Origin of the sequence: Thermophilibacter gallinarum (assembly GCF_014982725.1) — a bacterium.
Lineage (GTDB): Bacteria > Actinomycetota > Coriobacteriia > Coriobacteriales > Atopobiaceae > Thermophilibacter > Thermophilibacter gallinarum.
Genome location: NZ_JADCJZ010000003.1, coordinates 222,479 through 244,120, shown reverse-complemented (window position 1 = coordinate 244,120; position 21,642 = coordinate 222,479). Strand labels below are relative to the sequence as shown.

Genomic DNA, 21,642 nt, shown 5'->3' with positions numbered 1-21,642 from the left:
CGTCGAATTGTGTCCTCTCATGATGATAGCAGCCGCACATGGGACGAACGGCGCCGCGTGCGTTATGGTTATGAAAGGAACCTCACGGAGGGAGCCCCAATGCACGAGGGACTGAACATTCGCTCTGAGATCGGGCGCCTGCGCAAGGTGATGCTCTACCGCCCGGGAAACGAGCTCCTGAACCTCTCGCCGGACACGCTCGGCCCGCTGCTCTTCGACGACATCCCCTTCCTCGAGGAGGCGCAGCGCGAGCACGACTGCTTCGCCCGCATGCTCGCCGACGAGGGTGTCGAGGTGCTCTACCTCGACGAGCTCGTCGCCGAGGCGCTCGACGCCGTGCCCGGCGCGCGCGCCGAGTTCTGCGAGCGCTGGCTGGACGAGGCGGGCCTCCCCGGTCGCGCCGCGCGGGGTGCCGTGCGCGAGCTCCTGGACTCCATCGACGACACGCGCGCGCTCGTCGACAAGTGCATCGAGGGCGTCCGCGCCGACGAGCTCGACCTCTCCCCGACGCGCGCCGCCTCGCTCGCCGACCTCATGCTCACCGACCGCAACGCCGGCTCGCCCCTGGTCATCGACCCCATTCCCAACATCTACTTCACCCGTGACACGTTCTCGGTCATCGGGTCCGGCGTCTCCCTCAACAGCATGCTCTCGCGCACGCGCCGTCGCGAGGGCGTCTTCGGCGAGTTCCTGCTCCGCTACCACCCGGAGTACGGCGGGACGCCGCTGTGGTACACGAGCGACCGCCCGCACAACATCGAGGGCGGCGACATCCTCGTGCTCGGGCCCGACGTCATCGGCGTGGGCATCTCTGAGCGCACCTCCCCGGCGGCGATCGACGAGCTCGCTGCGCGCCTGCTGTGGGGAGAGCCCGAGTCGGGCGTCGCGCGCGTCTTCGCGTTCTCGATCCCGCACAAGCGCTCGTTCATGCATCTGGACACCGTTTTCACCCAGGTCGACGTTGACACGTTCACGGTTCACCCGGGGATCCTCGGCACGCTCGTCGTCTTCGAGCTCACCCGTGGCGCGCGCGAGGGTGAGGTCGGCATCAGGCGCCTGGACGGCTCCCTCGACGAGATCCTCGCCCGCGCCCTGGGACTCGACGCCGTGCGCCTGATCAAGTGCGGCGGCGATGACCCGATCGCGAGCGTGCGCGAGCAGTGGAACGACGGCTCCAACACGCTCGCCGTCGCCCCCGGCCGCGTCCTCGTGTACCAGCGCAACGCCGTCACCAACGACATCCTCTCGCGCGAGGGCATCGAGCTTCTGGAGATCCCCTCCGCCGAGCTCTCGCGCGGCCGCGGCGGCCCGCACTGCATGTCGATGGCCTTCTGGCGAGACGCCGTGTAGGGGGAGTTGAGAGGGACGCCCCTCTCGCCCCTTGCGCTACAATCGGCTGCGGACCAGCCACCCCCGAAGGGAGAAGAACATGGCCGTAAGCCTCACCGGACGCAACTTCCTCAAGCTCCTCGACTTCACGCCGGAGGAGATTCGCTACCTGCTGGACCTCTCGGCCGAGCTCAAGGCCAAGAAGCACGCGGGGGAGCCGCACCGCTACCTCGAGGGGAAGAACGTCGCCCTCATCTTCGAGAAGACCTCCACGCGCACCCGCTGCTCCTTCGAGGTTGGTGCCGCCGACCTCGGCATGCACGCCGTGTACCTCGACCCGAGCGCGTCCCAGATCGGCAAGAAGGAGTCCATCGCCGACACCGCCCGCGTCCTCGGCCGCATGTTCGACGGCATCGAGTACCGCGGCTACGGCCAGGAGCGCGTCGAGGAGCTCGCGGAGTACGCGGGCGTCCCGGTGTGGAACGGCCTCACGACCGAGTTCCACCCCACGCAGATGATCGCCGACGTCCTCACGATGGAGGAGGAGTTCGGCCGCGGCGGCATGCGCGGCCGCAAGGTGACCTTCATGGGCGACGCCGGCAACAACGTCGGCAACTCGCTCATGGTCGTCTGCGCCAAGCTCGGCATCGACTTCTGCGCCTGCGGACCGGCCGAGCAGATGCCCGACGCGGCGCTCGTTGAGACCTGCCGCGCGGTCGCCGCCGAGACGGGCGCCACGATCACCCTGACCGCGGACGTCGACGAGGGCGCACGCGGCGCCAGCGTGATCTACACCGACATCTGGGTCTCCATGGGCGAGAGCGCCGAGCTGTGGGGCGAGCGCATCCGCCTGCTGTCCCCCTACCAGGTCAACGCCGAGCTCATGGCCAAGACCGAGCCGGACGCGATCTTCATGCACTGCCTCCCGAGCTTCCACGACCGCAAGACCGACATCGGCGAGGAGGTCTACCAGAAGTTCGGCCTGCCCGAGCTCGAGGTCACCGACGAGGTCTTCGAGGGGCCGCGCAGCCGCGTCTTCGACGAGGCCGAGAACCGCCTCCACAGCATCAAGGCGGTGATGCTGGCGACGCTGCGCTAGCGTTGACGCAGGCGAGCCCGTCGTCCCCGCGGGCATCGCGACCACAAATCCCGTGCTGCGCGTGCTCTTCGTACCAAGAATCCCGAGCAGCGCATTCAAACGGACAAGAATCCCGAACGACGCATTCCGAACTCCTCTGCGGAGCATGCGTCGCTCGGGATTCTTGGTACGCGGACAAAAAACCCGAGCGGTGCGTTCTTCTCGCCATGCGCCGCTCGGGATGTATGGTTCCGGCTGTCTCTGGGGGCAAAGGCCGTTGTGCCTAGTACACCATGCCCATGGCCTCGCGGACCTCGTCGAGGGTCGCGGACGCGATCTCGCAGGCACGGCGGTTGCCCTCGTGCAGGACGTCCGCAACGTATCCCATGTCCTTCGCGAGCTCCTCGCGACGCTCGCGGATGGGGGCGAAGTAGTCATTGACCGCCTCGGTGACGTAGCGCTTGAGCTGGCCCGCGCCGCCCATGCCGATCTCCTCGGCGATCTCGCGCGGGTCGCGGCCGGTGCAGATGCCGGCGGTGGTGAGCAGACCGGAGATCTCCGGGCGGTTCTCGGGGTCGAAGGTGATGTTGCGCTCGGAGTCGCTCTTGGACTTCTTGATGAGCCTGGCCGTCTCCTCTGCCGTCATGGAGATGGAGATCGCGTTGCCGTAGGACTTGCTCATCTTGCGGCCGTCGAGGCCGGGGAGCAGCGGAGTTGAGGTGAGCAGACCCGTCACCTCGGGGAAGACCTTCCCGTAGCGCTCGTTGAAGCGACGGGCGATCTTAGAGGTGATCTCGATGTGGGGGAGCTGGTCGCGTCCCACGGGCACGATGTTGCCCTTGCAGAAGAGGATGTCGCACGCCTGGTGCACGGGGTAGGTGAGCAGCAGCCCCGTGAGCGCGTGGCCCGAGGCCTCCTGCTCGGCCTTGACGGTGGGGTTGCGCTCCATCTCGGCCTCGGTCACGAGCGAGAGGAACGGCAGCATGAGCTGGTTGAGCTCGGGCACCGCGGAGTGCGTGAAGATCATGGTCTTCTCGGGGTCGAGCCCGCACGCGAGGTAGTCGACGACCATGTTGTAGACGTTATCGCGGATGTGCTCGGTGGTGTCGCGGTCGGTGATCACCTGGTAGTCCGCGATGATGACGTTGGTACGCACGCCCATGTCCTGCAGGCGGACGCGGTCGACGAGCGTGCCGAAGTAGTGGCCGAGGTGAAGCCGCCCCGTCGGACGGTCCCCCGTGAGCATCGTGTACTTCTCGGGATTGACGAGCAGGTCGGCGTGGACCTCGTCGCTCTTGCGCTTTGCGGCCTCGTAGCTACCCTCGTTGGGCATGGTGCCTCCATCCGATCACGCGCGGTCGCGCTTGTCTCAACCAGCGCACCATGGTACGGCAAACACGTCCGATGTGCGAACGCGGAGTCGAGAAACCCTGATAGAATGAATGGGTCTGACTCAGCGCGTGGAGGAGGCTCCCTTGGCAAGCTCATATGGCACCGACGCCGACAAGAGCTCACTGCGGAGCAACTACCTCGCCGCGCGTCGCACCATCCCCGCGCGCACCCGCATCCAGAGCGACTCCTCAATCCTGAGCGCGCTCAAGGCGTTCCCGATCTTCGCCGAGGCGCCCCTCGTGCTCACCTACGTCTCCCGCGCCGCCGAGGTCGGGACGCTCGACCTCATAGAGGCCGTCCTCGCCGAGGGTCGCCGCGTCGCCGTCCCCCGCGTCAACCGGGACGAGCACGCCATCTCCTTCCACGAGATCTCCTCGCTCGACGAGCTCGTGCCGGGCACGATGCGAATCCTGGAGCCGGCGGCCGACGTCCCTGCGCTCGACGACCCCGCTCAGCTCGTCGGATCCGTCTGTCTGGTCCCGGGCCTCGTCTTCGACGGCGACGGCCACCGCGTCGGCTACGGCGGCGGCTACTACGACCGCTTCCTCGCCTTCTATCCCGGCGACAAGATCGGACTCGCGAGGACCACCATGCTCTCCTCGAACCCGCTCCCCACGGACGGCCACGACGTCCCCGTCGACTTCATCGCCACGGAGGGCGGCGTCTGGAGCTGTCGCGGACGGTAGCGCCCGGCGAGAGGGGACTACAGGCCGAGGTAGGCGGCGAGGTCGAGCATCGCCTTGCGATAGCCCTCGATGCCCATGCCGGAGACCGTCTCGAAGCAGGCGTCGCGTATGTAGGACACCTGGCGGAACTCCTCGCGCTCGTCGACCTTGGAGATGTGCACCTCGACCATGGGCAGGCCCACGGCGCGGGCGGCGTCGAGAATGGCGATGGAGGTGTGCGTGTAGGCACCGGGGTTGATGATGATGCCGGCATAGGTGCCGTACGCGTCCTGTATGGCGTCGATGAGGTCGCCCTCGTGGTTGGACTGGAAGCAGGTGCACTCGGCAAAACCCGCCTCCTTGGCGCAGCCGTGGCAGAGCTGCAGCATGGCCCGGTAGGAGTCATGCCCGTAGATGTCAGGCTCGCGCATCCCGAGCAGGTTGATGTTGGGCCCGTTGATCACGAGCACGCGCGCCGTGGTGTGGAGCGTGTCCTCCTCGGCGTCGTCGAGGTCCGAGTCGTCGGCCGGGGCGCCTGAGTCGATCGCGCCGAGCAGGCTGACCAGGTCGTCGACGCCGTCAGAGCCTCCCGAGACGTCCTCGGGGTCGTCTGCCTCCTGCTGGACGCGGGCGGCGTCGCGCAGCGGGTTCTGCGAGATGTGGACATGCAGGGGGGCCGCAACCGTCCCTGCGGGAGACTCGAAGGCCTCCTCGTCGCCCTCGAGGCCCGTGAGACGAACGAGCGCCTCATGGACCGCCTCGACCTTGCCGGGCCCAAACACGACCTCGATGCCGTTCGACCCGCGCCGCACGTATCCCAGCACACCGCGTGCCGCGGAGAGCTGCTCGGTGTCCACGAGCGCCGGGTCCTCGGTGAGGATCCTGAGACGGGTCATGCAGATGTCGTTCGCGGTGACGTTGTCCCTGCCGCCCACGGCCGCAAGGACCTCCCGCGCTATCTGCTCTCTGTCCACTTCGCGACCCTTCCGTCGTCGAATCGCAAGTGGGAGCCCCGTCTCCTCACTCACCCATCATGTCACGTGCTTCGTTCCAAAGAAGTATAGGGTCCGCGCCGCCGATGGGGCGGCACGTCGGCGAGCGGTCTCGCAGACGGCGAGAAATGCGGTGTATTTGTGCCTTTTCCGACGTCTCGCGGGCGAGTCGATCACCCGAGGGCGAGGCGCTCTGCGATGGCGCGGGCGTCCCCGGCCGCCGACCCGGTGCAGGGCAGGACCAGGTCGGCCCACGAACGGTACAGCGGCATGCGCTCGGCGGCCAGCTGCTCGAGCCCCCGCGCCCGCGAGACGGGCCGCCCCTCGACGCTCAGGTCTCCGAGCGGGCGCTCGAGCTGGACGACCGTGCCGTTCTGCCTCAGAAGGTCGTGGTTCTCGGCGCGCGTGACGATGCCGCCGCCGCAGGCGATGACGAGGCCCGCGCGGGAGCCGTAGGTCCCCGCGACCCGGGTCTCGACGTCACGGAAGGCAGCCTCGCCGTCCTCGGAGATGATCTGCGCCGGCGTTCGCCCGGACTCTATGGTGACGGCGTCGTCGAGGTCGACGAAGGGCCGCCCGAGCAGTCGTGCGAGCTCGCGCCCGCAGCTCGACTTGCCCACGCCCGGCATGCCGACGAGCACGACATTGCGGGTGCGGGCGAGCAGGTCGCGCTCGACCGCGTCGACGAGCGCGTCGTCGAGCTCCCTTCCTTGGAAGAGCTCGCTGGCGTAGAGCGCCTGCGCGACGAGCATGGCGAGGCCGGACTCGGCGGGCAGGCCCAGGCGCTCGGCCGCGAGACAGAGGCCGGTCCGAAGCGGGTTGTAGATCACGTCGAGCACGCCGAGGAGGGACGTGAGCGCGGAGAGGGTCTCCACGGGGACCGGCGATGCCGGGCATGCGGGGTACATGCCCACGGGGGTGGTGTTGACGAGAAGAGCGGCGTCGGAGTGCCGCTCGGCGAGGCTGTCGTAGGTCTCGGGGCCGCCGCGCGAGATCGTCGCTGCCTGAGCGCCCACCACGTGCTCGAGCGCGTCACGCACCGCGGCGGCGGCTCCGCCGCTGCCGAGGACGAGGACCTTGCGACCCCCGAGAAGCTCGTGCGGGGATCCGCCCAGCCGCGTGCGACAGAAGCGGTCCAGCATCCACGAGAAGCCGAGGACGTCGGTGTTCTCGGCGACGATTCGCCCGTCCCCGTCTCGGACGAGCGTGTTGGCGGCACCGAGCCGGACGACGGCAGGGGAGCGCACGTCGGCGACTTCCGCCGCCAGGCGCTTGTAGGGGATGGTCACGTTGAGGCCCTGCCAGGCGCCGCCGCGAAGGAACGCCTCGACCTCGTCGGGGCCGAGGTCGTGGAGGGCGTACGGCTCCGAGCCCAGACGCTCGTGGATCTGCGGCGACCAGCTGTGGCCGAGCGGGTGTCCGACCAGGCCGTAGGGGACGGATGTGGGCCGTTCCCCCGTCGTCTCGACCGTGCGGCCCTTCTCGTCGTCCACGCTAGAGCACCTCCGCGTAGCTGCCGAGATAGCGGCACTCCTGGCAGAGTCCGCCGATCGTGGCCATGAGTGACGAGAACTCCGGGGCCGCGACGGGGCACTCGAGGTCGAAGTAGAACATGAACTCGAAGTCGCGCTCCGGGATGGGGCGGCTCTCGAGCTTCAGGAGGTTGATGTCGAGCGCGTAGAACTTCGCGAGCAGCTTGTAGAGCGAGCCGGGCTCGTGCGGCAGCACGATCATGAACGAGGTCCGGTCCGCTCCGGGATAGACCTCGAGCTCCTTGGAGATGCAGGCGAAGCGCGTGTAGTTGTTGTCGCGGTCCTGGACGCTCGCGGAGAGCACCTGGAGCCCGTAGAGGTCGGCGCAAGGGAGCGACGAGAGGGCGGCGGCGTCCGTGCGGCCGGACTCGGCGACGCGCTGGGCGGCCACGGCGGTGTTCTCGCACACGTGGACGCGGACGTCGGGCAGACCGGAGAGGAACTCGGCGCACTGGGAGATCGCCTGCTCGTGGCTGTAGATGTCGCGCAGCCCGGAGAGCGTGGCGCCGGCGTTGGCCAGCAGGTTGTGGTCGACCTTGACGCGCGTGGTGCGCACGATGTGGAAGGAGTGCTCCATCATGAGGTCGTAGAGCTGGTTCACCGACCCGGCAGTCGAGTTCTCGAGCGGGAGCACGCCGTAGCGGGCCAGGCCCTGCTCGACGGCCGAGAAGACCCCGTCGAAGGTGGGGGAGTAGGCGATCTGCGGTCGCCGGAAGATCTTCTCGGCTGCGATCTGCGAGTAGGCGCCCTCCACGCCCTGGCATGCGACGCGCGCCGACGGCGGGAAGAGCTCGGGCGTCGCGGCGCGGGCGGCGTTGATGCGCCTCAGCGTGTCGTCCTCTGCGACGTCGCCGAGGAGCTCGTGCTGGCGGGCCCGCGACGCCTCCATGAGGACCTCCATCATGACCTGGGCGTAGGTCGCGAGGTCATCCGGGACGCGCGCGGCGGCGTCTGCGACCTTGGCGCGCTCGCGGGCAGGGTCGAAGACCCGTATCCCGCTCTCGCGCTTGTAGGCGGCGACGCCCTCCGCGACCTCGGCGCGCTGCGTGAAGAGGTCGAAGATGCGCGCGTCGATGTCGTCGATCCGTCTCCTGAGTTCAGAGAGCTCTGCCATGTTCCGCCTTTCGTACGTGGTTGGACTCCCGGGTGCCCCGGTAGGCTACTCCGCCGGCCAGGCGAGCAGCGCGTCCGCAATGCCGAGCGCGCAGACGGCCTCGACGACGGGCACCGCGCGGATCACGGCCGTGGTGTCGTGGCGGCCGCGGACCTCGAGCCTCGCCGGCTCCATCGTGCCGAGGTCCACGGAGTCCTGCTCGACCATGACACTAGAGATGGGCTTGAAGGCGCAGCGCACGAGCAGCGGCGCGCCGGTGGTGATGCCGCCGAGGATGCCGCCCGCGTTGTTGGTCCGCGGCACGCAGGCGCCGTCGCGCACCTCGTAGGCGTCGTTGTTCTGCGTCCCGCGCAGACGCGCGGCGGCAAAGCCCCGACCGAACTCCACGCCCTTGACCGAGGGGATCCCGAAGAGGTCGCGCGCGAGGACGTTCTCCATGCCGTCGAACATCGGCGAGCCCGTGCCGGCCGGCAGCCCGGTGGCGACGCACTCCACGATGCCGCCCAGCGTGTCCTTCTCGGCGCGCGTCGCCATGACGGCGTCAACCATGAGCTCGCCCGCCCGCGGGTCCACGGTCGGCACGCGACGGCCGTCGGCGAGGGCGTCCATCTGCCGTGCGAGCTCGGCGTTCGCCGCGAGGGAGTTGTCGAGCGCCGAGAAGGGCGTGTCCTCGATGCCGGCGAGCTCGGCGACGTGCGCGCGCACGGTCACGCCGCGCGTGGCGAGCCACTGCAGCGCGATGCCGCCCGCCACGCAGAGCGGGCCGGTGAGACGTCCCGAGAAGTGCCCGCCGCCCGGCACGTCCTGCGCGCCGTGCCACTTCGCCCAGGCGGTGAAGTCAGCGTGGCCGGGACGCGGCACGTCGAGCAGGTTGTCGTAGTCGTGCGAGCGCGTGTTGGTGTTCTCGATCACGGCGGCCAGGGGCGCCCCGCAGGTCTCCCCGCGCGAGTTCAGGCCGGAGACGATGCGAGGCACGTCCGGCTCCCTGCGCGGGGTGCCCCAGGGGTCTGAGCCCGGCGCCCGGCGCGCCACGAAGGCCGCGAGCGCGTCCTGGTCGACGCACAGGCCGGCGGGCAGGCCCTCGACGACGCAGCCGACGGCGGGAGAGTGGGACTGGCCGAACACGCTCACGCGGAGCGCGGTTCCGAGCGTAGAGGGCATCAGGCCTCCTTCTGCCAGGCGCCCCCGAGCGAGGTGAGGTCCTCGTAGAAGCGCGGGTAGGACTTGTCGGCGCACTCGGCGCCGAGGATGGTCACGGGTGAGGCGCAGCGCGCGGCGAGCACCGCCGCCATCATCGCGATGCGATGGTCGTTGGCGGCGTCCACGGTTCCTCCGGAGAGCTGCGTCCGACCATCGATCACGAGGCCGTCATCGGTGACGGCCGCGCTTCCGCCGAGCGCGCGCAGCGCGGCCGTGACGGTCTCGAGTCGGTCGGACTCCTTGAGGCGAAGGCGCGCGGCGCCGCATATCCGGGTGGTGCCCTCGGCGCAGGCGGCGACCGCGGCGAGCGGCGGCACGAGGTCGGGGCAGTCGCTCACGTCAAGGGTGGCGCCCCTGAGGCGCCCCGGTCGTACGGCTGCCCCCTCGGGCGAGCGCAGAACGTGCGCGCCGAGCAGGGAGAGCGCGGCGAGGATGCGCCGGTCGCCCTGGGCGCTGCGGGGGTCGAGCCCGCGGACGGCCACGCCCGAGGCGCCGAGCGCCCCTGCCGCGAACCAGAACGCGGCGTTCGACCAGTCGCCCCCGACCTCGAGCGACCCGGGCGACGTCAGGCCGTTCGGGGCGCAGACGTCCCATGCGAGCGCCCCGCGGCCGGAGTCGGGCATGCGACGCTCGCAGGTGACCTCGACGCCGAAGCGCTCCAGCACGTATGCGGTGAGGTCGATGTAGGGGCGCGACTCGACCGGCTCCGTGACGACGACCTCGACCGGCGCGCGCAGCAGCGGCGCGGCGAGGAGCAGCCCGCTCACGTACTGAGAGGAGACGTTGCCGGGCAGCTCGTAGCGCCCGGGGCGCAGCCTTCCGGCGACCTCGAGCGGCATCTGGCCCTGAGGGGAGAGCTCCGCGCCGTGGGCGACGAGCTCCTCGTAGAGCGGGGAGAGCGGTCGCTCGGGGAGCCTGCCGCGGCCGACGAGGGAGGCGCCGGTCCCGAGCGCGCAGGCCACGGGCAGCATGAAGCGAAGCGTCGACCCGGACTCCCCGCAGTCGAGCGTCGCGTTTGCGTGCGGCGAGGGGACGTTGTCCGTGGCGGAGCTGCCGGGTACGGGGCGCACGCGGAAGCCGACCCTCGTCCGGGTCACGCGCGCCCCGAGTGCCTCGAGGCAGCGAACCGTGGCATCGATGTCCGCCGAGGTCGTAGAGCAGGCGAGGTCGGTCGTCCCCGGCGCGAACGCGGCGCAGATCAACGCGCGATGGGCCTCCGACTTGGAGGCGGGGGCGCGGACCTCGCCGGTGAGCGCTCCGGGTTGTACGGTGATGTTCAAGCTGCCGCCGTTCCTCTCGGGTGTGTGCGCGTCCATGCTAGCGCGTTGTCGACAACGGCGCGCGCGCCGACACAGGCGAGAAACGCGGCCGCTCCTCCGGCGCTTTCTGCGCGATTTGGATGGTATGCGCAAATCGCTGTGGTATGCGCAATTCGGCCTTCCAAGTATCCGCAGCTAGTGCGCGTGGTGAGAAGTGCGGGCGATTGACGAGTTGCGCATACCGCAAGCGATTGCGCATAGTGCGCGGAATGTGCTGCCTAGTTGCTCAGCAGCGTCTGAACCAGGTCGTGCTGGAGGCGGTCGAAGCGCTCGTCGCTCGGGAGGGCGCGCCCGAAGCGCCTCATGACCCGGGAGACCAGATGGCGGCGCATGGCGTCGTTGCCGAGCATGCCCGCCGTGACGGAGCGCACCATCCAGCCTTGGTCGCGCAGCCCCTCGTTGCGGGTGCTGTCAGAGTCGACGGCAAGGGCGCTGGAGTGCCATAGGTAGCTGTCATACTCAAGGATGATGCGCTGCTCATCCCAGCACAGGTCGACCACTACGTATGGCTTCCCTATTGCCGCGCGGAGTTCGGGCGAGATTTCCACCCGCACATTTAGCCGGGGCGCGGGCAGGCCGCATCCGCCCAGCTCGACTGGGAGCGTGAAAAGCAGGACCACCACGGTCTCCATTGGGGATCGTGAGCCGGCGATCGCATGGGCAACGGCCGCGCGGGCGTGGCGAACGCCATAGCTGTGGTTTGTCCGGAAATGCTCGGTCAGCTGCTCGGGCGTGGCAAGGGGGCTTCGCTTGTAGAAGCCGCCCGGCGCCGATGCGCAGCGACCATAGCCACCACAGATCTCCATTGCCGCCAGCGCGCCTCTGACCTCCCCGTATCTTGTGGCTATTCCCTGGAGGCAGAAGGCGGGGGATGCGATGAGCACCCGGGGAGTCAGCTGGAACAGCGCTCCGTCGGGAAGACTCGCGGACCACACGTGCGAGATCACGCCGCGGCGTCGAATTCGACGCGAGGGGTCGTCAACGATGACGTGAAGCGGGGCCTGGACGTCTGCTACCAGGCCCGCCGCCCTGAGGACGGACTCGTCCTTGACGTCATCAAGGCTTGTCGACCAGTCAGGGGGAGGTGGTTTAGGGGCGGAGAGCCTCTGGGATAGGCCGGGCTCCGACCAGCGGGCGAGTGCGGATATGTCATCTACGGCGATCATGGGCGCCACTATACTCGGCGCCGCTTTCAGCAATCTGACGCTAACTGTCACCAAACTATCCTGCCCGCATCTGGTCAGCTCAAGAGGCGTGTCGCCAGGCTGGGGTCAGCCCGACGAGTTCGTGGGCGGCAATCTATTGGCCGCGAGCGTCGCGCCCTTCTCGCCGACTGGGGAGGTGCCGTGCGGCAGTGAACAAAGGGGGACAATTTGTGAGCGATCCACGCGGTATGCGCAAGTCGCTGTGGTATGCGCAATTCGGCCTTCCAAGTATCCGCAGCTAGTGCGCGTGGCGAGAAGTGCGGGCGATTGACGAGTTGCGCATACCGCAAGCGATTGCGCATACCGTAGGAGCGGCGGCAGGCGAGAAACGCGGCCGCGCTAGCGGCCGAGCTCGACGAGCTCGCGGAGCTCGGACAGGCTCACGCGCCGCACCTCGCAGCTGCCGACCTCGCGCGGGACGACGACGTTGACGCCGTCGCCGTGCCGCTTCTTGTCATGTGCCACGAAGCTCATGAGCACGTCTGCGGGGAGGTCGGAGCCCGTGGGGAGGCCATGTGCGGCGACGCAGCGCTCGACGCGCTCGCTCGTCTCGTGCGCGCACCAGCCGCGCGCGGCCGCCGCGCGCGCCATCATGCAGAGCCCGGCCGCGACGCACGAGCCGTGACCGAGCGAGAAGTCGCTTGCCGCCTCTATGGCGTGGCCGATGGTGTGCCCGAGGTTGAGGGTCTGGCGAAGCCCGCGCTCGCGCTCGTCCGCGCTCACCACGTTGCGCTTGATGGCGACGTTGCGGGCCACCACGTCCTCGAGGCGCCTGGCGTCGCGGAAGGATGTGAGCGGCCGTTGCGCGAGCTCCTCGAGCATCTGCGCGTCGGCGAGCACCGCATGCTTGACGACTTCGCCGCAGGAGTCCCGGAAGAGCTCGTTGGGGACCGTGGTGAGCGTCTCGACGTCCGCCACGACGAGGCTCGGCTGCCAGAACGCGCCCACGAGGTTCTTTCCGGCCGGCAGGTCCACTGCCGTCTTCCCGCCGACGGAGGAGTCGACCATCGCCAGCAGGGACGTGGGAACCTGCACGACGGCAATCCCTCGCAGGTAGAGGGCCGCGGCAAGCCCGGCCATGTCGCCCGTCACGCCGCCGCCGACCGCGATCACGACGTCGTCTCTCGTGAGCTCGCGTTCCGCGAGGCCCCCGAGGATGGTGGCGAGCGTGGCGAGCGTCTTGCTCGCCTCGCCGGCGGGGAAGGTGATGCGGGGCGCGACCTCGAGTCCCGCGGCGGCGAGGGACACCTCGACGGCCTCGGCGTAGAGCGGGCCCACGTTGGTCTCGGTCACGACGCAGCAGCGCGCCGTCCCGACAACGTCTCGCAGGAGGTCCCCGAGCCGGGCGAGCAGGCCCGCACCCACCACGACGTCATAGGCCCTCGAGCTCGCGTCGACTCGTATCCTCCTCATGGCTACCTGCCCTCGATCTCGCGCTTGATTCGGTCGCCCTCGGCGAGAAGCGCCTCGAGCCGCTCCGCGTCGCGCGCGGCGAGCGCGTCGCGGTATGCCGACAGGCTCTCTATGACGGTGTCGAGCTCCTCGCCGAGGAAGTCGGCGTTGTCCAGGAAGAGCTCGGTCCACATGGGGGCGTTCAGGCGCGCCACGCGGGTGAGGTCCTTGTAGCTTCCCGCGGAGAAGCCCCGGTGGTCTCGTGCCGTCGGGCTCTTGACGTAGGCGTTGGACACCACGTGGGCGAGCTGCGAGGTGAAGGCGATGTTGCGGTCGTGCTCCTCTGCGGTGGCCAGCGTGAAGCTGCCGAACTGGCAGGGCTCGAGCAGCCCCTTCAGGCGCTCGAGCACCGTCGCGCGCTCGAGGTCGTCCATCTCGGGCGGGACGACCACCATGGGCGCGCCCTTGAACATGTTGGCCCGGGCGCGGGCGAAGCCGGAGTACTGCGTCCCCGCCATCGGGTGGCACCCGACGAACGTGAACGGGTACGGCTCGCACAGCGCCTCGCAGCGCTCGCAGATGACGCGCTTGACGCCCACCGTGTCGATGACGATGGCGCCGGGCGAGACGAGCGCGGCGTAGCGCTCCAGCCACTCGATCGTGGAGGCGGGGTAGCCGGCGAGCACGATGAGCTCGCAGGTGGGGATCGTCGTCTCGTCGAGCTCGCCCGTCACGGTCTCGATCATGGCGAGCTCGAGCGTGGAGCGCGTGCGGTTCCAGGCGAAGACCTCTACGCCGGCGGCGGCGAACGCCTTGGCGAAGGAGCCGCCCATGAGACCGAGGCTCACCACACCGCAGCGGCCGGGGACGAACGTCGGCGACGGGTTCCTCTCTTCAGACACCTAGGCCTCCTCGACGGGTGCGACGACGGCCTCGCGGATGAGCGCGATGCGCCGCATGGCGTCCGCGAACTGCGCGGGCGTGAGCGCCTGGGAGCCGTCCGACCATGCGCGGCTCGGGCAGTCGTGGACCTCTATCTCGAGGGCGTCGGCGCCGGCGGCGACGGCCGCGTAGGCGCCCGGGCGGACGTAGCGCGTGTAGCCCGTGGCGTGGCTCGGGTCGCCCACGACGGGCAGGTGCGTCAGGTGGTGGAGCACCGGAATGGCGTTGACGTCGAACGTGTTGCGGGTCCGCGTCTCGAAGGTGCGGATGCCGCGCTCGCAGAGCATGACGTTGGCATTGCCCTCGCTCATCACGTACTCGGCGCCCATGAGCAGCTCGTCTATGGTCTCCGACATGCCGCGCTTAAGAAGGACGGGCACGTTGGTCTTGCCGACCTCGCGCAGGAGCGTGAAGTTCTGGGCGTTGCGCGCGCCGATCTGCAGGACGTCGACGCCCTTGTCGAGGAAGAGCTGCACGTCGCGCGGGTCCATGACCTCGCTCACCACCGGCATGTCCAGCTCGGCGCCCGCCTCCATGAGGAGGTCGAGGCCGCGTGCGCCCATGCCCTGGGAGGTGTAGGGGCTCGTGCGCGGCTTGAAGGCACCGCCGCGCAGCATCGTGGCGCCGGCGGCCTTCACGGCCCGCGCGATCTCGATGAGGTTGTCGCCCTCCACGGAGCACGGCCCGGCGATGACCTGGAAGTTGCCGCCGCCCACGAGCACGCCGTGGCCGCAGTCGACGACGGTGTCCTCGGGGTGGAACTTGCGGTTGGCGAGCTTGTAGGGCTCCGAGACGCGCTGCACGCGCTCGACGATGTCCATGCTCTCGAGAATGAACGGGTCGATGCGCGTGGTGTCGCCGATGATCCCGATGATGGTCTCGTTGTCTCCCTGGGAGACGTTGGTCCTGAACCCGCGGTCCTCGATCCAGCTGACCAGGTGGTCGAGCTGCTCGGCGGTGGCGGTGTCCCTGACGACTGCGATCATGGTTGCCTCCCGGTCCTGGGTCGCCCTGCTGCCGGGTGATGGTACCACGCGCATGTGGCCGACAGGTTACGAGCCCTCATGAAAAGAAAGCCGCCGGGCGAGGGGCCCGGCGGCTGCGAAGACGGTGGTGCGCCCAGGGGGATTCGAACCCACGACCTTCTGCTCCGGAGGCAGACGCTCTAATCCACTGAGCTATGGGCGCGTGCGGGAAGAGTATAGCCGAATCGCCGCGGGCGCGTGGGGCGGGCCGGGCGGCATGGAGCCATTCTCTCTTTTTCGTAAGCTTCGGGTGGGGCAGGTCGGCCCGTGGCACAATGAAGCCCGTGTCTATCGGGAGGGATGAGATGATGCCTGACGAGAAGTGCCCTGACGAGAGGAGCGCCGCGCTCGTCGGCCTCACCGACGAGGAGGTCGCGGAGCGCGTCGCAGCCGGGCGTACCAACGCCAACACCGACGTCAAGACCAAGCCCGTTCGCCAGATCGTGGCCGAGCACGCCTTCACGCTCTTCAACGGCGTGAACCTCGCGCTCGCCGTGCTCGTGCTGCTCACGGGCCAGTACCGCAACATGCTCTTCATGTGCGTCGTCGGGGCCAACCTGCTCATCGGCGTCACGCAGGAGATCCGCGCCAAGCGCATGGTGGACAAGCTGACCATCCTCACGCAGAAGGAGGTCACCGTCCTGCGCGCCGCCGGAGAGCTTCAGATCGCCCCCTCGGAGCTGGTGGCGGACGACCTCATGCGGCTGGCCCACGGCGACCAGGTCCCGGCTGACGCCGTCATCGTCGAGGGCTTCGTCTCCATGAACGAGAGCCTGCTCACGGGCGAGGCAAAGCCCGTCTCCAAGGGTCCCGGCGACGAGCTGCTCTCGGGGAGCTTCGTGGACGCCGGCAGCCTCGTCGCGCGCGTCACGCGCGTCGGCGCCGAGGGCTACGCCGCCCGCATCAACGCCGAGGCCAAGTACGTCAAGGTCGTCCGCTCCGAGATCCAGGACACGCTGCGGGCGATCATCCGGCTGGGCACCGTGGTCCTCGTTCCCCTGGGACTGGGGCTCTTCCTGCGCTCCTGGCTCATGGACGGCGGAAGCCTGAACGACGCGATCCTCACCTCGGTCGCGGCCGTGATCGGCATGATCCCCCAGGGACTCGTGCTGCTCACCTCCTCGGTCCTCGCCATCGCGACCTTCCGGCTGGGCCGGCGCATGGTCCTCGTGCAGCAGGCCTACTGCGTCGAGACGCTCGCGCGCGTCGACACGCTCTGCCTCGACAAGACCGGCACCATCACCACCGGCGAGATGGAGGTCGCGAGCATCATCGCCGCTGCCGGGTCGGACGAGGGCGAGGTGGCCGCCGCCCTCGCGGCCATCGTCTCCGCCAACGAGGAGGACGCCAACGAGACCGCCCGCGCCATCCTGCGGCATGCCGCCGAGAAGGGCGTGGCCGCCACGCCCGCGACGCGCGCCGTGCCCTTCTCGTCCGCCCGGAAGTACTCCGGCTGCGTGACGATTGACGGCCGCGCGCTCGTCATGGGTGCCGCCGCCTTCGTCCTCGGCCCCGAGCGCGTCGGCGAGGCCGATGCCCTGGCCACGGCGTTCGACGCCACCGAGCGTGTGCTCGTGGTGGGGGAGTGCCCGTCCTTCTCGGACGACGACGCCATCGTGGGGGAGGTTCGCCTGCTCGGGTGCGTGGCGATTCGCGACGAGATCCGCCCCACCGCCGGCCAGACCATGGCCTACTTCCTCGAGCAGGGCGTCGAGCTGCGCGTCATATCCGGTGACGACCCCCGTACCGTCTCGGCCATCGCCGCCCGCGCGGGCGTGCCGGAGGCCGACCGCTTCGTGGACGCCACCACCCTGACCACGCAGGAGGCCCTGGACGCCGCCGTCGACGAGGCGCGCGTCTTCGGTCGCGTGACGCCCCAGCAGAAGCGAGAGCTCGTCCAGGCGCTGCACCGGCGCGGCCGTACGGTCGCCATGACCGGTGACGGCGTGAATGACGTGCTCGCGCTGCGCGAGGCGGACTGCTCGGTCGCCATGGCGTCCGGGTCGGCGGCGGCGCGCAACGTGTCCGAGATCGTCCTCGCGGACAACGACTTCTCCCACATGCCCGAGGTCGTGGCAGAGGGCCGTCGCTCTATCAACAACCTCCAGCGCTCGGCGTCGCTGTTCCTCGTCAAGACCGTCTTCACGGCCGTGCTCGCGCTCGTGTGCATCGTCATGCCGCCGTACCCGTTCATCCCGATCCAGATGTCGCTGCTCTCCACGGCCATCATCGGCATACCGTCGTTTGTGCTCGCGCTCGAGCCCAACCGCGACCGCGTGAGCGGCAACTTCCTCGCCAACGTGCTCGCCCGCTCGCTCCCTGCGTCGGTCGCCATCGTGTGCGCCCTGCTCGCCGAGCTTGTGGTGGGGCGCGCGTTGGGCCACTCCTTCGGGGAGATCTCCTCGGTCTGCACGCTGCTCGTCGCCTGCGTGGGCATTGCGCTCATCTGGCGCATCTCGCTGCCCCTCACGCCGCTGCGCGCGGCGCTGCTCGTCCTCGTGGGTGCCATTGTTGCGCTTGGGTGTACGGTGGGCGCCCCGTTCTTCGAGATCGTCGGCTTTACGGGTAGCATGGGTGTCGTGGTCGTCGCGGCCGGAGCCGTGGCGGTGGCGTTCTTCAACTGGATGTACACGCGCTCGCTGTCGGGCTTCGCCTCCGACGAGCGCTTCCTCTCGCTGGTGAGAAGGGTGGAGGGAAAGCATGGTGACAGATAGCGAGCTCAGGTCTGCGGTTCTCGCCGCGCGCCGTCCCGTCGAGGTCGAGGCCGGGGGCACGAGGCGCCTCGCCCACGTCGTCTCCTCGATTCCCGGGGCGGAGCGGCTCCCGCGTGCGCTCGTCGTGCTTCTCGAGAACGTGGTGCGCCGCGCCGCCACCGACGACGACGCCGTGCGCATGGCCTCGGCGGTCGTGCGGGCCGGGCTCGACGGACGCCCCGGCGACGAGATCGAGTTCATGCCCGCGCGCGTGCTCTTCCAGGACTTCACCGGCGTCCCCGTGTTCGTGGACTTCGCCGCGATGCGCGACGCCATGGTCGAGCGCGGGGGCGACCCGATGCGCGTGAACCCGCGCATCCCCTGCACCCTCGTCGTCGACCACTCCGTCATCGCCGACGAGTCCGAGTGCGCCTGCGCGGTCGAGAAGAACCAGGAGATCGAGGCCCGTCGCAACCGCGAGCGTTTCGCCTTCCTCAAGTGGGCGAGCCGCTCGTTCGACAACGTCGAGATCGTGCCCCCCGGCGAGGGCATCTGCCACCAGCTGAACATCGAGCGGTTCTCCAGCGTCGTGACGACCGACGCCCTCCACGAGGGCGGGGGCACCATGGCCTGCTTCGACACGCTCGTCGGCACCGACTCCCACACGACCACCGCCAACGGCCTCGGCGTCCTCGGCTGGGGCGTCGGCGGCATCGAGGCCGAGGCCGCCGCGCTCGGCCAGCCCGTCTCCATGCTCGTGCCCCCCGTCGTCGAGCTTCGGCTCTCGGGGTCGCTTGGGGCGGGCGCCTCGGGCATGGACGTGGCGCTGAACGTCGCGGAGCTCCTGCGCTCCGCTGGGGTCGTCGGGTCCATCGTGGAGGTCACGGGGCCGGGCGTCGCCTCGCTCACCGCCACGCAGCGCGCCTGCGTCGCCAATATGACTCCCGAGTACGGCGCCACCGCCACCCTCTTCCCGGTCGACGACGTCACCTGCGACTACCTCGTCCTCACCGGGCGTCGCGAGGCGGACGTCGCGTTCGCCCGCGCCTATCTCGAGGCCCAGGGCGTCTACGGCGCCGGCCCCGAGCGCGTCTACGCGCGCACGCTCGAGCTCGACCTCGGCGCGGTCGAGCCCTCGCTCGCGGGCCCCTCCCGGCCCCACGACCGGGTCGGCGTCTCGGGGCTCAAGGGGCGCTTCGAGTCCGCCGCACGCGAGAGCGGCCGTGACCTCTCCGAGAGGGTCGAGGTCGACGGTATGGGCTCGCTCGGCCACGGCGCCATCGCCATCGCCGCGATCACGAGCTGCACCACGGCGACCGACCCCGCGATGATGGTCGCCGCCGGCCTGCTCGCGCGGCGCGCCGTCGAGCGGGGCCTCGCGCCCAAGCCGTGGGTGAAGAAGGTCCTGGCCCCCGGCAGCCGCGCGACGGAGCTCCTCCTCGAGCGCTGCGGGCTCATGGGCCCGCTGCGGAGCCTCGGCTTCCACACCTGCGGGTTCGGCTGCATGAGCTGCATCGGCAACTCCGGCGAGATCAAGGCGGCCCTCAAGCCCCACGCGCGCGAGCTCGAGCTCACGAGCGTGCTCTCCGGCAACCGCAACTTCGAGGGTCGCATCTCGCCCGACGTCTCCCAGAACTACCTCTGCGCCCCGGCGCTCGTCGTGGCCTACTCGCTCGTGGGGACCATGGACGTGGACCTCACGCGTGAGCCCGTGGGCGTCGGTGCGGACGGGACGCCCGTCATGCTCGCCGACCTGCTGCCCACCGACGCCGAGGTCGCCTCCGCGCTTGCGGTGCACCTGGACGCCACCGTCTTCGAGGAGGGCACGCGCGGCCTCTTCGAGGGCGGCGCCGCCTGGCGCACGATCGAGTCCTCCGAGTCGGCGACCTTCCCCTGGGACCCGGACTCAACCTACGTCCGTCGCGCGCCCTACTTCGACATCGCGCGGCCCCAGGACGTCGTCGAGGTGAGCGGCGCCCGCGCGCTCGCCCTGCTCGGCGACTTCGTGACCACCGACCACATCTCGCCGGCCGGCTCCATCGCCGCCGACTCGCCGGCGGCCCGCTACCTTGCGGAGCGCGGCGTCGCGCGCGAGGACTACAACACCTACGGCGCCCGTCGCGGCAACCATGAGGTCATGGCGCGCGGCACCTTCGCCAACGTGAAGCTCAGGAACGCGCTCGCCGAGGGACGGGTCGGCGGATGGACCAAGAACCTGCTCTCCGGGCAGATCCAGCCCATCTTCGACGCCGCCGAGGCCTACGGCGCCGCCGGCGTGCCGCTCGTGGTGGTCGCCGGCAAGCTCTACGGCTCCGGGTCGAGCCGCGACTGGGCCGGCAAGGGCCCGCTGCTCCTCGGCGTCCGCGCCGTCATCGCCGAGAGCTTCGAGCGCATTCACCGCTCCAACCTCGTCCAGATGGGCGTGCTCCCGCTCCAGTTCCAGGAGGGTCAGAGCGCCGAGAAGATTGGCCTTCTCGGCACGGAGGTCTTCGACGTCGACCCCGTCGACCTCTCCGCCGGTCTGCCCGAGCCGCGCACGGTGGGCGTGCGTGCCACGCGTCCCGACGGCACCGAGCTGCGCTTCGAGTGCGTCGTCCGCGTCGACACGCCCATGGAGGGACGCTTCCTCTCTCGCGGCGGGATCCTGCCCTTCGTCCTCGACTCCCTGTCGTAGGGAGGGGTGCCCGTGCCGTTCGTCTGCCCACACTGCGGGAGGAGCGTGAGGGAGGGTGCGCTCACGTGTCCGTACTGTCACGCCTCCCTCGACGTCACCCAGAGGTTGAGCCTGAGCGAGGCTACCTGGTGCCCTGACTGCGGCGCCCTTCTGGCCCCCGGAACCGAGCGGTGCCCGAAGTGCGGGCGTCCCGCCGAGTGTGGCCCGCGTCGCCGCGTCCGCAAGGACATGAACCTGCCCGACATCGGCAGTACCGGCGTCATCGGCAGCTCGGAGGAGCTTTCCGGCACGCCCGCGGCCCCGCGCATCGAGAGCGCCATCCCGCCCGCCGACGGCGAGTCCTCGCCCGGATCGGCGCGCGACCACATGCCGCGGCCGCGCGCCTTCGCGTTCGCCGCGCTGTTCGCCGTGCTCGTCGTCGGCGGCGCGGCGCTGCTGATCACCCACCCGTGGGACCCCACCGCCTCGATCACGCGCGCCTCCGAGCCCGCCGACACCTCGATGTCCGGCTTTCCGGGCCTGGTCGAGTCGCTGACCGGCCAGGACAAGACCTCCCAGGGCGACGGTGCCACGACCGCGGACGCCTTCGATGCCATCGACGCCGCCCATGCCGAGCTCGGCGAGCTCGAGGAGGCGGTGGGGGAGAGCGAGTCCGCGCTCAGGGCCGCCTGCTCGGGTGACGGCGACGCGGACGTCGAGGCGGGCCTCGAGGACGCCCGCGCCGTCTCCCTCAGGGTGTCAAACCTGATCTCCGAGATCGGGCTTCTCGACGACTCCGACGGGGCCTATGCCGATGACCTCGAGAACCTCCAGACGCTCGGCAACTGGCTGAGGAACCGCTGCGACGCGCTCACGAGCGCCTGGGAAATTGCCGCCGACGCCGACGACCCCGCGGACGTGGCCGACTCCGTGGCGTCCACGCTCAACGGCGCGCGCGACTACGACCGCCTCTTCGCGCAGAACTACGGCTCTTGGGCTCCGGAGCGCGCCGAGGAATAGGCGCGCCGTTGCCCGTCGCACGACCCGGCGTCTGCCGAATATGTGAAACCTCTTGCATACTGATAGAATTACGGAGTTGAAGATTCGAGCA

General features: G+C 69.8%; 16 protein-coding genes and 1 tRNA gene. 6 read left to right on the top strand and 11 right to left on the bottom strand.

The window, feature by feature from the left end; all coding sequences use genetic code 11:
* Positions 1–99 precede the first annotated feature (99 nt).
* Together INF26_RS07820 and argF are read left to right on the top strand one after the other, a co-directional pair.
* The gene (locus INF26_RS07820) at positions 100–1,350 is read left to right on the top strand and encodes an arginine deiminase (RefSeq protein WP_193530384.1); all 1,251 of its coding nucleotides are present in this window, start codon (positions 100–102) and stop codon (positions 1,348–1,350) included.
* Between the two features lie 79 nt (positions 1,351–1,429).
* Positions 1,430–2,428, top strand: coding sequence for an ornithine carbamoyltransferase (gene argF, locus INF26_RS07815; protein WP_193530383.1), 999 nt, complete (start codon positions 1,430–1,432; stop codon positions 2,426–2,428).
* Between the two features lie 262 nt (positions 2,429–2,690).
* Here argF and trpS read toward each other — a convergent pair whose 3' ends face one another.
* Positions 2,691–3,740 carry a tryptophan--tRNA ligase gene (gene trpS / locus INF26_RS07810; RefSeq protein WP_193530382.1) on the bottom strand — a complete coding sequence of 350 codons (1,050 nt, stop codon included), beginning with the start codon at positions 3,738–3,740 and terminating at the stop codon, positions 2,691–2,693.
* A gap of 142 nt (positions 3,741–3,882) precedes the next feature.
* Here trpS and INF26_RS07805 point away from each other — a divergent pair, with 142 nt between their 5' ends.
* Positions 3,883–4,485 (top strand): 5-formyltetrahydrofolate cyclo-ligase, encoded by a 603-nt coding sequence (locus tag INF26_RS07805; RefSeq protein ID WP_193530381.1) that lies wholly within the window; start codon positions 3,883–3,885, stop codon positions 4,483–4,485.
* A gap of 17 nt (positions 4,486–4,502) precedes the next feature.
* Here the strand turns inward: INF26_RS07805 and INF26_RS08640 are convergent, their stop codons facing one another.
* The 10 genes from INF26_RS08640 to INF26_RS07755 form a co-directional block, all read right to left on the bottom strand.
* Entirely contained in the window at positions 4,503–5,438 is a 936-nt protein-coding gene (locus INF26_RS08640) for a type II 3-dehydroquinate dehydratase (protein WP_193530380.1), read from the bottom strand.
* 191 nt (positions 5,439–5,629) lie between these two features.
* Positions 5,630–6,949, bottom strand: coding sequence for a shikimate kinase (locus INF26_RS07795; protein WP_193530379.1), 1,320 nt, complete (start codon positions 6,947–6,949; stop codon positions 5,630–5,632).
* A 1-nt stretch (position 6,950) separates the two neighbouring features.
* Entirely contained in the window at positions 6,951–8,102 is a 1,152-nt protein-coding gene (locus INF26_RS07790) for a bifunctional chorismate mutase/prephenate dehydratase (RefSeq protein ID WP_193530378.1), read from the bottom strand.
* A gap of 45 nt (positions 8,103–8,147) precedes the next feature.
* Entirely contained in the window at positions 8,148–9,263 is a 1,116-nt protein-coding gene (gene aroC, locus INF26_RS07785) for a chorismate synthase (RefSeq protein ID WP_193530377.1), read from the bottom strand.
* Complete coding sequence (aroA, locus tag INF26_RS07780) at positions 9,263–10,618, bottom strand: 3-phosphoshikimate 1-carboxyvinyltransferase (protein WP_226371962.1); 1,356 nt, start codon at positions 10,616–10,618, stop codon at positions 9,263–9,265. The genes aroC and aroA overlap by 1 nt, the downstream gene beginning before the upstream one ends.
* 221 nt (positions 10,619–10,839) lie before the next feature.
* Positions 10,840–11,121 carry a hypothetical protein gene (locus INF26_RS07775; protein ID WP_193530376.1) on the bottom strand — a complete coding sequence of 94 codons (282 nt, stop codon included), beginning with the start codon at positions 11,119–11,121 and terminating at the stop codon, positions 10,840–10,842.
* Positions 11,122–12,165: 1,044 nt separating this feature from the next.
* Positions 12,166–13,239 (bottom strand): 3-dehydroquinate synthase, encoded by a 1,074-nt coding sequence (gene aroB / locus INF26_RS07770; protein WP_193530375.1) that lies wholly within the window; start codon positions 13,237–13,239, stop codon positions 12,166–12,168.
* Between the two features lie 2 nt (positions 13,240–13,241).
* Complete coding sequence (locus INF26_RS07765; RefSeq protein WP_332307344.1) at positions 13,242–14,120, bottom strand: prephenate dehydrogenase; 879 nt, start codon at positions 14,118–14,120, stop codon at positions 13,242–13,244.
* The gene (aroF, locus tag INF26_RS07760; RefSeq protein ID WP_193530374.1) at positions 14,121–15,146 is read right to left on the bottom strand and encodes a 3-deoxy-7-phosphoheptulonate synthase; all 1,026 of its coding nucleotides are present in this window, start codon (positions 15,144–15,146) and stop codon (positions 14,121–14,123) included.
* 125 nt (positions 15,147–15,271) lie between these two features.
* Positions 15,272–15,348: transfer RNA gene (locus INF26_RS07755), tRNA-Arg, on the bottom strand.
* Positions 15,349–15,493: 145 nt separating this feature from the next.
* On the opposite strand from INF26_RS07755, the gene INF26_RS07750 reads away from it, so the two are divergent.
* From INF26_RS07750 to INF26_RS07740, 3 genes are read left to right on the top strand one after another with little or no spacing between them, the layout of a single operon-like run.
* On the top strand, positions 15,494–17,899 hold the full coding sequence (locus INF26_RS07750; RefSeq protein WP_226371961.1) for an HAD-IC family P-type ATPase: 2,406 nt from the start codon (positions 15,494–15,496) through the stop codon (positions 17,897–17,899).
* Positions 17,886–20,552, top strand: a complete 2,667-nt coding sequence (gene acnA / locus INF26_RS07745) for an aconitate hydratase AcnA (RefSeq protein WP_193530373.1) — start codon at positions 17,886–17,888, stop codon at positions 20,550–20,552. The genes INF26_RS07750 and acnA overlap by 14 nt, the downstream gene beginning before the upstream one ends.
* A 6-nt stretch (positions 20,553–20,558) precedes the next feature.
* Positions 20,559–21,551 carry a zinc ribbon domain-containing protein gene (locus INF26_RS07740; protein WP_332307341.1) on the top strand — a complete coding sequence of 331 codons (993 nt, stop codon included), beginning with the start codon at positions 20,559–20,561 and terminating at the stop codon, positions 21,549–21,551.
* Positions 21,552–21,642 lie beyond the last annotated feature (91 nt).